The organism is Paenibacillus sp. FSL W7-1279 (assembly GCF_037969845.1).
GTDB lineage: Bacteria > Bacillota > Bacilli > Paenibacillales > Paenibacillaceae > Paenibacillus_AQ.
In genome coordinates this window covers 3,029,512-3,043,906 of the sequence record NZ_CP150215.1, presented here as the reverse complement: position 1 = coordinate 3,043,906, position 14,395 = coordinate 3,029,512, and the positions used below count along the sequence as shown (strand labels likewise).

14 protein-coding genes, 1 pseudogene and 1 other annotated feature are annotated in these 14,395 nt (G+C 48.7%); of the genes and pseudogenes, 2 read left to right on the top strand and 13 right to left on the bottom strand.

The features are described 5' to 3' along the window. Positions 1-6: 6 nt before the first annotated feature. The 7 genes and pseudogenes from MKY82_RS13580 to MKY82_RS13550 form a co-directional block, all read right to left on the bottom strand. Positions 7-459, bottom strand: coding sequence for a hypothetical protein (locus tag MKY82_RS13580; protein ID WP_194542253.1), 453 nt, complete (start codon positions 457-459; stop codon positions 7-9). A gap of 194 nt (positions 460-653) precedes the next feature. Continuing rightward, positions 654-1,900 (bottom strand): annotated as a pseudogene (locus MKY82_RS13575) (MFS transporter). Positions 1,901-2,173: 273 nt separating this feature from the next. Then, complete coding sequence (locus MKY82_RS13570; RefSeq protein WP_194542251.1) at positions 2,174-2,578, bottom strand: NUDIX domain-containing protein; 405 nt, start codon at positions 2,576-2,578, stop codon at positions 2,174-2,176. Positions 2,579-2,611: 33 nt separating this feature from the next. After that, positions 2,612-3,070, bottom strand: coding sequence for a DMT family transporter (locus MKY82_RS13565; protein WP_194542250.1), 459 nt, complete (start codon positions 3,068-3,070; stop codon positions 2,612-2,614). Positions 3,071-3,110: 40 nt separating this feature from the next. Then, a complete protein-coding gene (locus MKY82_RS13560; protein ID WP_339296288.1) occupies positions 3,111-3,812 on the bottom strand; it encodes a cyclic nucleotide-binding domain-containing protein in 702 nt (233 codons plus the stop codon). Between the two features lie 48 nt (positions 3,813-3,860). Beyond that, on the bottom strand, positions 3,861-4,286 hold the full coding sequence (locus tag MKY82_RS13555; RefSeq protein WP_339223482.1) for a DMT family transporter: 426 nt from the start codon (positions 4,284-4,286) through the stop codon (positions 3,861-3,863). Between the two features lie 216 nt (positions 4,287-4,502). After that, positions 4,503-5,444 carry a tetratricopeptide repeat protein gene (locus tag MKY82_RS13550; protein ID WP_339296287.1) on the bottom strand — a complete coding sequence of 314 codons (942 nt, stop codon included), beginning with the start codon at positions 5,442-5,444 and terminating at the stop codon, positions 4,503-4,505. Between the two features lie 197 nt (positions 5,445-5,641). Here MKY82_RS13550 and MKY82_RS13545 point away from each other — a divergent pair, with 197 nt between their 5' ends. Further along, positions 5,642-6,505 (top strand): pentapeptide repeat-containing protein, encoded by an 864-nt coding sequence (locus MKY82_RS13545; RefSeq protein ID WP_339296673.1) that lies wholly within the window; start codon positions 5,642-5,644, stop codon positions 6,503-6,505. A 150-nt stretch (positions 6,506-6,655) separates the two neighbouring features. On the opposite strand, the gene MKY82_RS13540 is transcribed toward MKY82_RS13545, so the two are convergent. From MKY82_RS13540 to MKY82_RS13525, 4 genes are all read right to left on the bottom strand, one after another. After that, positions 6,656-8,338 (bottom strand): glutamine--tRNA ligase/YqeY domain fusion protein, encoded by a 1,683-nt coding sequence (locus MKY82_RS13540; protein WP_339296286.1) that lies wholly within the window; start codon positions 8,336-8,338, stop codon positions 6,656-6,658. A 77-nt stretch (positions 8,339-8,415) separates the two neighbouring features. Beyond that, positions 8,416-8,675: a binding site (T-box leader), on the bottom strand. 96 nt (positions 8,676-8,771) lie between these two features. Next, positions 8,772-9,260: a translation initiation factor IF-3 gene (infC, locus tag MKY82_RS13535; protein WP_339296285.1), complete on the bottom strand. Its 489-nt coding sequence runs from the start codon at positions 9,258-9,260 to the stop codon at positions 8,772-8,774. A 37-nt stretch (positions 9,261-9,297) separates the two neighbouring features. Continuing rightward, the gene (locus tag MKY82_RS13530) at positions 9,298-10,023 is read right to left on the bottom strand and encodes a metallophosphoesterase family protein (RefSeq protein ID WP_339296672.1); all 726 of its coding nucleotides are present in this window, start codon (positions 10,021-10,023) and stop codon (positions 9,298-9,300) included. A 46-nt stretch (positions 10,024-10,069) separates the two neighbouring features. Continuing rightward, a complete protein-coding gene (locus MKY82_RS13525; protein ID WP_339223474.1) occupies positions 10,070-10,510 on the bottom strand; it encodes a GNAT family N-acetyltransferase in 441 nt (146 codons plus the stop codon). 281 nt (positions 10,511-10,791) lie between these two features. Between MKY82_RS13525 and MKY82_RS13520 the strand changes: the two genes are divergently transcribed. Beyond that, positions 10,792-12,738, top strand: a complete 1,947-nt coding sequence (locus tag MKY82_RS13520; protein WP_339296284.1) for a translation factor GTPase family protein — start codon at positions 10,792-10,794, stop codon at positions 12,736-12,738. A gap of 186 nt (positions 12,739-12,924) precedes the next feature. Here the strand turns inward: MKY82_RS13520 and MKY82_RS13515 are convergent, their stop codons facing one another. Both MKY82_RS13515 and MKY82_RS13510 read right to left on the bottom strand, forming a co-directional pair. Next, positions 12,925-13,548: an MBL fold metallo-hydrolase gene (locus MKY82_RS13515; RefSeq protein ID WP_339296283.1), complete on the bottom strand. Its 624-nt coding sequence runs from the start codon at positions 13,546-13,548 to the stop codon at positions 12,925-12,927. A gap of 78 nt (positions 13,549-13,626) precedes the next feature. Then, entirely contained in the window at positions 13,627-14,184 is a 558-nt protein-coding gene (locus MKY82_RS13510; RefSeq protein ID WP_339296282.1) for a TetR/AcrR family transcriptional regulator, read from the bottom strand. Positions 14,185-14,395 lie beyond the last annotated feature (211 nt).

The following is a 14,395-nucleotide window of genomic DNA, read 5'->3' as shown; positions in this document are numbered from 1 at the left end:
AGTTGATTACCCTTGAGGTGGAAGCCAGCCCGCCATGAGAACCGCTGCCAGAAACACGATTTGGAGAAACGTTCTCGGTACGATTGGAGTGACCGGCTTACCGCCAAGTGACAAATGGTGATTTGCTGCGTATACATTGGCGGGAAACATGGCGATCAGCATCAGCGCCAGACCGGCAGAGGCCCATGCTGTTGTAGCCGGAATAAGGATGAGCATCGCGCCTGCAAGCTCCAGCACACCGGTGATGGTAACCATGAGCGCAGCCTTCGGTATTCCTGGCGGGATCATGGCGATTAAATCGGGTCTTCGTTTTCCCCAGTGGGCAGAAGCCGTTAGCAGTAACAGGACCGCAACCGCAAATCTGAGTGAGATGACCCAGTCATTCATATACTCCCAGCCTGCAAAGCCGAGCGTCCGAAACAAAAGAAGCGAAACCAACATGGCTATAAACGGAATCATGACCTTCACCAACCCTCCGTATATTTGTAGCTTTATTATATATACCGACCAGCGGTTTGTAAATATGAATTTCAAATTTATTCCTTTAAAGACTTCAGTCACGTTCAGCGTCGAATAAAAAAGAAAGCAAGCCTGCGGCTGCGTTCCAACCGGGCTTGCTCTCATTTCTACTCTCTTATCATAGGTCTGGCCTATTATGCTGCGTCTTTTTTTTCTTCATACATTCGAAATAGCAGGATATACAGCACCACACTGATTAATGCCGATAGCAAGATAATGCTGAATATACCCATAGGCTGCAGCCAAGAGGACAGAAAGACCGTCACCGGTGCCAGAAATCTTCCGATCGTAAACTGTAAGCTGTCAGCTCCCATATATTGTCCTCTTGCATGCTCCGGGGCATAACGGCTGATAAAGCTTTGCGTCACGGGGGAACGGACCATTTCGCCGAAAGTGAAAATAATGGTTACAAAGAATAGGAACCAGATGTTTGTGTTCAGCCCGAGTGCAAAAGTGCCTACTCCGGATAACAGGGAAGACAGTACGAAGACGTCACGCTCCCTCCAATCCCGAAACCACTTGGTGACCGGGAGAATAAAGAGAACGAACATGAGCCCGTTAAGCCCCAGCACCCACCCTAATATCTCCGTGCTCGAAAGCAAAGCGAATGCCCATTCCAGGAGAACAGCGCCTGGGATGGTACATAATCGATCACATATACAGCCAAATACAGATCCAGCTGCATGATGGCCACAAGAGCAAAAATCCCCGCCAGTATGTACACCAAAAACACCTTATCTCGAAAAATGACGCCATATCCCTTCCACTGTTCCTTGAATACCTGAAGAATCGAACCTGTCGGCTTCGTGCGTTTTGCAGGCGCCGGCAGGGTTTCCTGAACGATGAAGTAAATGGCGATAAAATAGATCAGTAAGACGAAGGAACAAGACCACAGAAGCTCTTGCCGATACTGAAAAAAGAAAATGGCCCCAAGCGCCGGACCAAGCACGGCTCCCAAGTTGTTCGCCGTCATGAACGTTGCAAATACCTGCCGGCGTTCTTCAACCGGAACCAGATCGGCTACCATCGCGGAGCTGGCAGGCCTATAGATGGCGCCCCCGAATCCGATGCCGATAAATGCGGCATAATCGATCCAGTGCGAAGGCGACAGCGCGAACAGCGCAAACATGACCGTCTGCAGCGAGGCGCCAAGCAGCATGATGGGGCGGCGTCCCAGCCGATCGGCTAATGCGCCGCCGAGCAAGCTGCCGATGATGCTGAATATCGGCGGAACCGTCATGAGGATTCCCGCGATATGATTGCCTAAAGCCGCTCCGAAATAAACCGTTATGAAGGGAAAGTACATCCAAAACAGCATATTGAACAGCGCTTCACCCAATAATCGAACCTTTAAGTTGTTATCCCATAATCGAATTTGCACAGGACTCCCTCTTTCTATCCGAACAGCACAAGTAAAAAATGCGATATACCACGTCCCCCGGCCGGGTATTACAAACTATAAAACATTTCCCTGGCAAAATATAGACTTATATTAAGCGCTGAGCTATACTAATAATATGAAAGCCGAATATCGTCCGATTCAATTTAGATGACCCACAAAACGAACATTTGTTCCATATATGACAAGACGCTCCCGCGGGAGCGTCTTTTTTCGATGCATGGAGCTGGATGCAGGCTGCTTCTCCAACGGGACTTAATCAGCCAGCTTCTTCAATTCATGCAGATGATCGAAGATCATCTGGCAGACCTCAGAGACCCGCTCCCGATCCTTGTACGTTAGCCAAGCCAATTCATCAATTTCCGAAGCCGGGCTTAACTCTCCTTCATACTCCGCCGTGTAACAGGACATCGTTACTCGAACGCCCTCCGATTTGCCGTGAGCGCCAGCGCGGAAGCTGCCAGCATGCGCCGCGGTCTCCGGATTGATACGAACGGACAGTTCCTCCTGGATTTCCCGCACCAGCGTGTCGATATCGGATTCCCCAGGTTCTCGCTTTCCTCCCGGCAAGTAGTACGTATCCTTTCCTTTGGAACGAGCGCCCAATATGCGTCCTTCCGCGATGTGGATCCAGGCGATTTTGTCAATCTCCGTTATCATATGGATTCCTCCCCTCATCAGATGAGCTTAACGCTAAGCCGTCTCTTGTTGTTCCCGTTTCCCGCCTAATTTAAATACCAGAATCCCGCCAACAATAACAAGAACACCGATCAGCTGATTCATGGTAAACGGAACCTTCTCTAACCCTAACCATCCCAGGGAGTCCCACAACAACGCAAAACCGAGCTGCGAGGTCATGACAATCGAAATGGCGAATGTGGCACCGAGCAGCCTTGTCGCCTGCACCAGGCAAATCACCACGCCGACCCCAATCAACCCGCTAATCCAGTACCAAGGCTCCATGTTATGTAGGGAGAACGTCCCTTTGCCTTCTACAACAAGACTCATGCCAAACGAAGCCACGAAGCCCATGCCTAACACCAACGTCGTTGTAGACCAGGAGCCTGTTTTCTCATTCACTCTGTTATTGAAAATATTCTGCAAACTAACCAATGAACCCGCGATTAGTGCCAATACCAATCCTGCTATCATGTTCCATCTCCTCACTTCATTGATTCATCCTCACCAAGCGTCATTCTTCGTAGATGTTGCCTCCCGCTACACTCGTCAACGCTTCCCGATCTTTAATCAGAATGAACCCCTTGCGGCGCTCGATCAGCCCTTCTTGACTGAACTTCAGAATCACCCGGTTTAAATGCCGGTAGCTGGTGCCGAGCAGATTCGCGATATCCGTCAGATTGTAAGCGGCCGGATCGTTGGCAGCGAACGTGCCTGACTCTTCGTCAGATACGGATAATAGATAGCTGGCCAGTCGCACCTCAACCGGATGCAGCAAATTAAAACTCAAGAAATTGGATTTAATATAAAACTTCCGCGTAATGATCCGCAGCAAAAATTGCAGCAATGGCGGATGCTCCTGTCCGTATTTGCGAAGCCAGCGATAATGCACGCCGATCATATACACAGATGATATGGCCTGTACCGTATTGATCAACGGATTGCCTTGAATGTATTCAATATCTCCGATCACCTCAAGCGGTGTTTTAAAAGATAGAACAAGCGCCTTGCCTTCTGCGGAGGTCGTGAAGATTTTTATCTTCCCTTGAACCAGGATATACAGCATCTCGGCCGGCTCGCCTTGCGTGCAGACGATGTCGCCCTGATCGAAGTGATATAACACCAGATATGGCATTAAATCATCGTGAAATACGGACTGGATCTGGTTGCTCAGCAAAAAATGCTGCATGAGCTCCGCATTTTGAATTTCCTTCACATCTCTCTCTCCTTTCCCGAACATTTCAATGGATCACTTGCTTCCATATCATAATTTGATTATCACGACACCGGCGATCATCATCCCGATCCCGATGAATTGAGGCAAGCTCATTCTCTTCTTCACCACGCCGAACCATCCGTTGCTGTCAATCAGGAACGTTAAGAATAACTGGGCAATCAACAATGCGGATATCGTTAATGTGACGCCGATGTTCTGAATCGCTGTCACCTCACTGAATATAATGGGTGCCCCCAAGGCTCCCCCGATTAGATAGAGCGGCTTCACTTGTCCAAATCCTTGTCTGCTTCCGTCCCGGACGAACAGCAAAATGACCAAAGCCATAATAAATCCGGTCAACTGCGTAACGGTCGCTGCTTGCCAAGTGCCCATATCCTGGCTAATCCGGGCATTGGCCACCCCCTGCAGCGTAATGCAGGCACCGCCAATGAATGCAAATAAGATTCCTCTCACGATACATACTCCTTTTTCTATAGGTCTGTATACTATTAAAAGTGAATTCCCCAAACTCGGGAAAGGACATATGTCCTGAAATGAAGGGAATTCCAAATAAAGCGATGCCCAAAGACACGAATTTCATTATATACTATCGGTCGGCTTGGCATGTAACATACAAAAAAGCTGCCGGATTTCCCTTGGCAGCTTAACGGATTGCCACGATGCAGTGACTTATACATATTCAGGATGCCCATGCCTTTTGCAGCCGAACCAATAACAAGCGGTCAGTATGGAGGGACGATGATCCATGACGGGATATTCCCCTTCTGTGAAACGGGAAATGATCGTTTGGTAATTTTCAATATCGTCCAAGGCGAAGCGGATGCTTGCCTGGTTTTCCTCATCAAACTCATCTTCTTCCGGATCATGCTGAATATCGGCAATCCATGCCCTGTTTTCCTGCACCGCTTCAGCTGCGATCTCTTCTGCTCTTTGATTCTGTCCAGTACGAATCAGCGAATAGATAAACCGATTCACCCAACGAGGATCCTTCGCGTATTCGCGCCAGCCTTTCTCGTAAAAGGTAACGGCGGAATGGTATTGCCCCATCTCCAGATACAATTCTGCGATCTCGACATCTCCGATATAGTCGCCTGTCTCGCTCATCAATTTCTCGATCATCGCAAGCGCTTCGTCATATCGTTTCGTTTCAACTAAACAGGCCGCATATTCATATTTCGTATACTCGTTATCGCCTGCAGCTACAGATTGTCCAAAGTAGGAGACGGCCAATTCTACGTTCTCCAGCCGGTAGGCTGCCACGGCTGCATTATGCATAGCTACAGGCGTTGGATGAACACGAGCTGCGCGTTCTAACGCCACAAGCGCCTCTTCCCACTGTTCAAGATTCAGGTACGCTTCTCCTAGCAATTGGTAAGGAAAATGAGAGCGAGGCTGAAGCTCGATGCACTCCTTCAAAAGCTCAATCGCTAGATCCTCGGCCGCTTCCCAGCAGCCCTGGTCGTTCCTTAATCCCTCGTGAACATAGAAAAACGCCAAGTTATGAAGAGATTGAACATCTCTCGACTCCCTGACAGCCTGTTGAAACAGTAACAATGCACGCTCGTAATCATTCGATTCAATTGCCTCCAAGGCAAGCTGGTTTGTTGTCATGGTATTCCCCTTTATCTATTCGCAATATGCTTAAGGTGCATTATAGCATCCGGGACTTCTGATTTTAATCCCTTCACCAGGTATAAAACCGTTTAAACCAAGATTTCATCTATGACTCTATGATCATTTTGTTTTAAAATATAAATAGATGTCACTTTATTGACGTAACACCGACTGGAAGGAGCTCCTCTAACATGATGCCAGACAAACAAGAACAAGGTCCCGATGAGCAGGTCGGACTACAATTACAAGCGGATTGCGAACGCTGCTTTGGATTATGCTGCGTCGCTTTACCCTTCGCCGCCTCCACGGATTTTGCCATGGACAAAGACGGTGGAACCCCTTGTCACCATCTGCAATCCGATTTCCGCTGCGGTGTGCACAGCAGCTTGAGACAGCGAGGTATGAGAGGCTGCACCGTATACGACTGCTTCGGAGCAGGTCAAATGGTTACACAGGTTACTTATAATGGACGCGACTGGCGGCAGGCCCCTGGGACGGCAAAAGAAATGTATGACGTATTCCCGATCATGCGGCAGCTTCACGAACTGTTATGGTATCTGAACGAAGCCCTGACTTTGCAACCGGCTCAAGACATCCATACCGATCTGAGATTGTCGCTGGAAGAGACACGACGGATGACTCAGCTTCCTCCCGAATCTTTGTTAAAGCTGAATGTTGCAGCTCATCGGGCAGACGTGAATCAGCTGCTTCTTCGGACCAGTGAGCTTGTGCGGGATGATGCGCGCAAGAAGCATAAGGGGCCGCCCGTGCGTCAAAAGATCGGGGGGCGCGGTGCTGACCTGATGGGTGCAAAACTTAAAGGAGCAGACCTAAGATACGCCAATCTGAGAGGAGCTTATCTTATTGCCGCGGACCTCAGAGGAGCCGATCTGCGGGCTGCCGATCTGATCGGTGCCGATTTCAGGGACGCAGACCTGAGAGGAGCCAATCTGGCGACCAGCCTCTTCCTTACTCAATTCCAAGTTAACGCGGCAATAGGAGACGCCAATACCAAACTGCCTCCATCCTTATCTCGACCGGACCATTGGACGCGTTAACGCTGAATATATCGGGTAGTAGAACAGCTGAAGATTTACTACCAACACCAAAAAGCCGGCAGCTAACTTGCAGCCGGCTTTTTGGTAGTGGCCGAATCGCCTACACTTAACGCCTGTAAACGCTTCAGTTATGGAATTGTATTTTAATTTTCACATAGGCTTCTTCCATGAATCCTTCAAAGGAACGATACGGTTAAACACCAGTCTCCGTTCGGTCGTATATTTGGAATCCACGCAGAAATAGCCGTGTCTGATGAATTGGTACGTTCGGTTTTGGGTCGCCTCCTGCATGGAAGGCTCCAATATAGCATTTTCGATGCGAATCAACGATGCGGGATTCATTAGCTCCTCCCATATGTTCCCCGATTCAGATAACTCGGCAGATTCCTTCAGCAGCTTATCATACAAGTGAAGTTCCGCCGGGATCCCGTGCTTCGCAGACACCCAATGCAGCGTTGCTTTCACCTTCCGCTCATTAAATCCGCTCCCGCTCTTCGTTAATGGATCATACGTGCAGTGGATCTCCGCGATGTCCCCCGTGTCTGGATCTTTCACGACATGTTCGCATTTGATGAAGTAGGCTCCTTTCAAACGCACTTCCTTGCCAGGAGATAACCGGTGAAATCCAGGAACGGGCTCCTCCATAAAGTCCTCACGCTCGATGTACAACTCCCGTGAAAAAGGAACCTCCCGCTCACCCAACGTATCATCATTTTCATGATTCGGTATAGCAAGCATCTCGGTGCAATCTTCTGAAAGATTCGTGATGATCACCTTCAGCGGCTTCATGACAGCCATTGCGTTATAACACCGTTCCTTCAAGTCTTGACGGATATAATGATCGAGCATGCCTGAATCCACCAGACTGTTGCCGCGAAACACCCCGAGTTCGCCCAGAAAACGCCGAATGCCCTCAGGTGTCACGCCTCGCCGCCGTAATCCTTTCAACGTAGGCAGTCTGGGGTCATCCCATCCGTCGACAAAGCCCCCCTCTACCAATTCCCTCAGGTATCGCTTGCTCGTAACGTATCCCGAGATATTCAATCTTCCGAATTCCCGCTGTTTCGGCGGCTCGGTTACTTCCAGCTCCGTAAGTACCCACTCGTATAGCGGTCGATGATCTTTAAATTCGGCTGAGCATAGCGAATGGGTAATTCCTTCGATCCAGTCCTGGATCGGATGGGCGAAATCGTACATCGGATACACACACCAAGTTGTTCCGGTCCGATAATGCTTCGCATGAATGATACGATACAGGACGGGATCTCTCAGGTTCATGTTGGGGGACGACATATCGATTTTGGCTCGGAGTACTTTTTCCGACGTATGGAATGCTCCCGCGATTATTTGCTCAAATAACGCCATATTCTCCTCAATGCTGCGCTCCCGAAACGGGCTGTTGATGCCGGCTTCGGTCAGCGTTCCCCGGTATTCCGTCATTTGTTCGGATGTGAGATCGCAGACATAAGCCTTCCCTTTGGCAATGAGTTTCCTGGCCGCTTCAGCGATTTGATCCGCATAATCCGACCCAAAATAAACGTTCGGCTTAAGTCCAAGCCACTCGATATCCTCCTGAATCGCATGCACATATTTGATATCTTCCTTCAGTGGATTCGTATCGTCGAACCGAAGATTGAATGTTCCATGAAACCGGCTGGCGATGGAGTGATTAATGTAAATCGCATAGGCGCTGCCGATGTGCAGATAGCCGTTGGGCTCCGGCGGAAATCGCGTAGCCACCGGCCTGTTATACACGCTGTTCTCTACATCCTCCTTGATCATCTTGGTCAAGAAATCCACCGTTTCTTCTCCTTTGTTTTTGTCGTCGCTCATACCTGACTCCTCCTTACGTTGTTTGATCTGCCGTAATTCCATGAAAAACAAAAAAATCCCGTCTCCAAGACATAAGTCTTGGGGACGAGATTGGTTTCGCGGTGCCACCCCTATTCGCCGATATCTCACGATATCAGGCCTTATCAGGTACGGCCATCACGCGATCGCTTATACCCTAGCTCTGTAACAGGAGCTCCTGTCGCACCATCCCTTATCCATAAGTTCCGATGCGCCGCTCAGAGGCTTGGTTCAATGAATGGCATCCAACTCCTTTTCAGCTTACCGGAGCTCTCTGTAGGGATTCCTGTTCATCTACTCTTCTCTTCATGGCGTTTACAATTTGATCCATAGTATCATCAAAAAAATAAAAAGTAAACCGTAAAACGTCGACTGCAATGAAACGCCGATGCAATGAAAAATTTGTCCCGTTCTGTTAGATAGGCAGCAGCTTCACCGTAGCCTGCTTGCCGCTGACTTGTATACCCGTCTCCTTCTTGCCTACCTCAGCCAGATCTTGCACGAGTCGCTCCAGCAGTTTGCGGGCGGCTTCGCCCTCCCTGCCTTGAATGCGAATAACGGGCTGGACAGCTTTGCCCGCTGCCAGCAGCTTATGCATTTGCGACAGCTTGGTGTCATAATCATGCTCTTCGATATGTACGGACAAGCGGAATTCCTTTACTTTCATCGGATCGGCTGAAGCTTGCTGGCCCTTCTTCTCTTTCACTGCCTCCTGCTTCGCCTGCCCCCGGCTTACGAGTTTGCATGGCGGGGGACTGCTGAATAGGGAGGTACACACCAAATCGGCTTTGTGACTTTTCGCCAGCGCTAGCGCCTCATCCCTGGAGACGACTCCCAGATCTTCGCCGTTTAAGCCGGTCAGCTCTACTTCGCGTGCTTTTATCTTTTCATTCATCATTAACATGGATAGATCCTCCTATTAAAAGTAGGTGTTCGTTCATTCATTGCTCTGCCTTTGCGTTCACATCATGGTGCATGAACCGAACAGAATGGGTTCGGTATTCCTGCTCTTCCGTGATTTCCAGACAGTTCAGCTGTTTACCGTACACGCACGCTCCATCAATACCGATTTTGTCCCCTTCTCCACAGAACCAGATCTGCTCCGAGTCGTGCAGGTTGACCGCTGGCGTATGCCCGAACACCACGGTTTTGTTGATGCCAGTAGGATAATTGAAGAATGGTTCCCGTATCCAGATGAAATCATGCTGAGGCTGCAACTTCCAGTCTTCAACACCCGGATTGATCCCTGCATGCACGAATATGTGAGTGTCTGTTTCATAGAAAAGTGCCAGCGTATCAAGAAAGGATAGATGATGCTCATACCCCTTCTTAATATAGGCTTTTCCTTCGTTATATCTGGCACGATCCATTTCACCCTCAAAAAAATCGGCGCCGCAGTAGCTTTCAATCGTATGTCGAGCTCCATTGCGAATCCAGCGCGAGTTCGCTTCATCCGAATCAAGCAAAATGGCATCCAGCATCATCTGGTCATGATTTCCGCGAAGCGTAATCGCACCATCATCCCGCAGTTTCATCACTTGTTCAATGACATCCCTGCTTCTCAATCCACGATCCACGTAATCCCCAAGCAAGATCAGCTGGTCCTGGGCAGGTTTATACTGCACATCATACAGTAACTGATTGAACTCATCGTAGCAGCCATGAATGTCGCTAATCGCTAATATTCGAATTGCCGTTCCCTCCCTACGCTAATCATATAAAACGATATTTAGCCATCACGTCTCCCCAAGGGGCAATCCCGGCTTCTTTAAACCCGATTTGGGAATATAGCCTTTTTGCATGCTCATTCTCGGATTTATAACAGAGCATAACATCGTTTGTTGTATCCGGCGAGTTCCGAATCTCCTCGAGAACCAAACGAATCGCAGGTTTGGCATAATGTAGTCCCTGAAACTTGCCGTCGATCATAAACCGGTAGATCCAGTAGTTATCATCGTGCGGGTGCAGGCCATACATCACAAATCCGATCATCTCTTCATCATGGTAGATCGCACGCGTTTTGAAGCCCTCCATGAATTGAGCTTCCGCTATCGAGTATAGATTGGGGGCAATCCACTTCTCCTGTTCAGGTCTCGGTTTAAGACGGATGCAATCCTCCCAATTGTCCTTATCTATGGCATGAAGTGTTATCAAATGCAAGACTCCTTCATATATGGTGTATGCCTTTATCCTAATCCAATGCCGACCATTTTTCACGGTATTAAATATGTAAATTCAAATAAGACGCTGCACGTTGCCATATTTAGAGCAAGATAATGAACGATTATAAGTATTTATTACATATTCCGATCATCTCTCAATGGATAAACTAGAAGTAACTTTATTTTACACGGAGGCGATATACATGCGGCAATTGAACCATAACTTCCAACCGAAAGGACAACTAACTATGAAACGAATGAGGGTTATGATATATGAAGAACATATTGAATATTGGAGTTTTGGCCCATGTTGATGCCGGTAAAACCACACTAACGGAGCAAATCCTGTTCAGATCCGGCATTATTGATCAAGCGGGTTCCGTTGACCAAGGCAATACCATCACGGATTCGCTGGAGATTGAGCGAAGACGGGGCATCACGATAAAATCCGCTGCCGTATCCATCATGCTGGGCGATCTAAAAATCAATCTGATCGATACGCCGGGACATGCCGATTTCATCTCGGAGGTCGAGCATTCACTGAGTGTGCTGGATGGCGTCATCTTGGTGATTTCCGCGGTTGAGGGCGTACAGGCCCAGACGCGGGTGCTCATGCAGACGCTGAAAGAACAAGGGATTCCCACCCTTCTATTCATGAATAAGATCGATCGAATGGGCGCGAATTACCACAATGTCTATACCATGATACGAAATCTGCTGGATGAACATATTTGCGAGATGAGCTCTGTATCTCATGAGGGCAGCGCAACCGTTCGGGTAGACGTGGCCGATCCCCATAACGCCGGATGGGTCGAAATGTTGGCACTGACCAATGACGATCTGCTGAACGACTATGCCCAGGATATTCCCATATCACGCGAGCGGCTGCAGGAAGAATTACGCAGGCAAACCCAGCAAGGTAAAGCTTACCCTCTATTTGCAGGATCAGCAGCCAAAGGGATCGGCATCGAGCCGCTGCTTCATGCGCTTGGGGAGTTGTTCCCCGTTAATGACGCCTCGGAGCTTCAGCATGAATCGTTATCCGGCCTAGTGTTCAAAGTGATCAAACTTCCGAACGGAGAACGGAACGTATACCTCCGGCTGTTCGCCGGCAGTATCCAGGCGCGAGACGAGATTACGGTAATAACGCAGAACGGAAACACCACCATGTTCAAGGTAAAACACCTCCATGCTCTGCATCATGGCAAATCCATGCCGGTGAATCAGATCGATGCCGGAGACATTGCGATTCTCATGACCGATGAACTCAAGGTGGGCGACGTCATCGGTGCTGTTTCCGACAGGATGAAGAGGGTCCACTTTCAGAAGCCGCCGATTCAAGTCCAGGTTTCGGCCAAGAATCCCGCGGAGGAGCATCAGCTTCACACGGCCTTAAGCGATCTCACCGAAGAGGATCCATTCCTGCAATATATCCAGGATATGAAAACCAAAGAAAACATCATCCACGTATTCGGTAAAGTCCAGCAGGAAATTCTGCTGGAAACGATCCAGCAGCAATATGGCATCGAAGCTGCATTTTCTGCTCCGCGGGTCATTTGTATCGAGAAGCCGGTTGCGACCGGAGAGGCTGTTGAATTTATTGGCGAATGTCCTTTTTATGCAACGGTTGGCTTACGGGTTGAGCCTGGCGAGAGAGGAACCGGAATTCAGTATCGTCTGGAAGTGGAACTGGGCTCTCTCCCCTTAGCCTTTCAGAAAGCGATTAAAGACACGGTGATTGAGGTGCTGCAGGAAGGTTTGTATGGATGGACCGTGACCGATATTATCGTGACGCTGACGCATACCGGTTACGCAAGTCCGGTGTCGACGGCAAAGGATTTTCGCAGTCTGACCCCGCTCGTCCTCATGTCTGCGCTGGGCAAAGCCGGAACGGAAGTCCACGAGCCTATCAATGTCATCCAATTCATTTTGCCGGAAACCAGTTTAAGCAAAGTGTTATCCAAGTTGGCAGCGCTAGAGGGGACCTATCAGGAACCAACATTCCACAACCATGCTGTCCACGTTCATGGTACCATCCCCGTGCGGACAACCGACTTGCTGAAAGCCGAAGTCCATTCCCTGACAAGCGGTGAGGGCATGCTCTCCGTTAAACCAGGAGGCTACGTGAAGGTGCAAGCCACCGTCCCTGTGAATAAACGGCGACAAGTCAACCCGCTGAACCGCGGTGAATATATGCTTTATTTGAACAAGATCATGTAAAGAACGTACGTGTCAATCCATAGCGGTGTCGAGAGATGACTCTCGCCCGCTATTTTTTTGTTCGATCCGTTTTCCTTCTAAAGGATAGTCTCTGGCATTAAATGCTTCCGAACTGGAGGTATATACCGGGGATAAGGGCTGTAAAGCCGTTATCATGTGGTTGTTTACAGTGAAAGCAATCAAAGACTACCGACTGCCATGACCTTTACGAAGCAGCTTGGGATATTGCGATGACGCATGTTTAACAACACCACAATGGGCGCAAGCCGTAAGCTTAGGGTCCAGTCGTTCAAGAATCCTCCCGCTCCGAAGTGACTCTTCCATATCAGGCGTAAATTTCGCAATGGGTCTGCGGAGTTTGCCGAAGAATGCTGTGAACAGATCGCCTGCGAGAAGAATTTGGTCGTCAGGATGATAGAATACCACATGCCCCGGACTATGTCCCGGTGTATGATAAGGGATTAACCCGCCATACGCATTGTCCAAATCCAGGGATTTGGTTGGATTAGAGGGGATATCAGATATCCGGTCCGCTTCTAATGGGTGTACTACAATCGGAACCTGCAAGGTCCGAGTCAGGTTCGGCAGCATCCCCACATGATCCCCATGACTGTGCGTAAGCAGCACCCGTACTAAGGGCTTATTCTTGAAGCGGACGTTTAACGCTTGATACAACGAATTCCACATGGACGGTATCCCTGCGTCAACCAGCGTTAATCCGTCCCGATCTTCAACGATCCATACCATGACAGGCAATGGCCAATATACATATCCGCCCCACACGTGACGTGTCAGCTGCTTCCATCGCATTCCAACCATCTCCTTACAAAAGTTATAATATGCGCTCGCACTTTTATATACCAATTGGTATATAATGATCAAAAAAAATTACCTCAATACACCCAAAGTAACTTCTATACTGTGTTTCAAAACAACCGGGGCGGGTTCTATTTTTACGACCACGAAAAGTCCAACCAATGCCAGCATTAGAAAGTGTGCCGTGGAATGAACGTCGATGGTCTGCGCAATGTCTCCCGCTTCTTTTCCTTCGGTCAACGCGTTTGCCAGAAACTGTGATACCTTGTCCTGATACTCACGGCCTTTTAACGCGATTTGCTCATCATGTGCGGCAAGCTCCGTCATTGTGTTTACGAACAAGCAACCGCGCTTTATTCCACGGTCATCGACCGATTCAACAATATCTCGAAATAATGCCTCAATCCCCTTGTACCCCGATCCATTAGCAGCAAGAATAGACTCGAGTTTCCGAAGAAACTGGTCCATATAAATGTCCAATACCTTCATAAATAACGCACGTTTATCTCCAAAAGCCATGTATAGGCTCGGCCGGCTAATCTCCATCCTGGTCGTTAAATCTGTAATGGAGGTCGCTTCGTAACCCTTTTCCCAAAATAATTCCAACGCATTGTTCAATGCTTTCTGCATATCGAATTCCCGCGGACGCGCCAACCACTCTCACCTCAGTTATGTACCAACTAGTATATAATCAATGTTACCCTCCTTGGATATTGATGTCAAGCGTCATGCTTAATGCTATCATCCATCCAGTATTCAGTTTTATATGCCAAGACCTTAGCCTCGAACTATCTTTCTTAGTCCAGTGCAACTCTTTTTGCCCCTTGTCACTTATTAAGTG

Coding starts and splice junctions, on each gene's coding strand:
- MKY82_RS13580 (WP_194542253.1), bottom strand. CDS start 459: ATGATTCCGTTTATAGCCATGTTGGTTTCGCTTCTTTTGTTTCGGACG.
- MKY82_RS13570 (WP_194542251.1), bottom strand. CDS start 2,578: ATGATAACGGAGATTGACAAAATCGCCTGGATCCACATCGCGGAAGGA.
- MKY82_RS13565 (WP_194542250.1), bottom strand. CDS start 3,070: ATGATAGCAGGATTGGTATTGGCACTAATCGCGGGTTCATTGGTTAGT.
- MKY82_RS13550 (WP_339296287.1), bottom strand. CDS start 5,444: ATGACAACAAACCAGCTTGCCTTGGAGGCAATTGAATCGAATGATTAC.
- MKY82_RS13545 (WP_339296673.1), top strand. CDS start 5,642: ATGCCAGACAAACAAGAACAAGGTCCCGATGAGCAGGTCGGACTACAA.
- MKY82_RS13540 (WP_339296286.1), bottom strand. CDS start 8,338: ATGAGCGACGACAAAAACAAAGGAGAAGAAACGGTGGATTTCTTGACC.
- infC (WP_339296285.1), bottom strand. CDS start 9,260: ATGTTAATGATGAATGAAAAGATAAAAGCACGCGAAGTAGAGCTGACC.
- MKY82_RS13520 (WP_339296284.1), top strand. CDS start 10,792: ATGAAGAACATATTGAATATTGGAGTTTTGGCCCATGTTGATGCCGGT.
- MKY82_RS13515 (WP_339296283.1), bottom strand. CDS start 13,548: ATGCGATGGAAGCAGCTGACACGTCACGTGTGGGGCGGATATGTATAT.
- MKY82_RS13510 (WP_339296282.1), bottom strand. CDS start 14,184: ATGCAGAAAGCATTGAACAATGCGTTGGAATTATTTTGGGAAAAGGGT.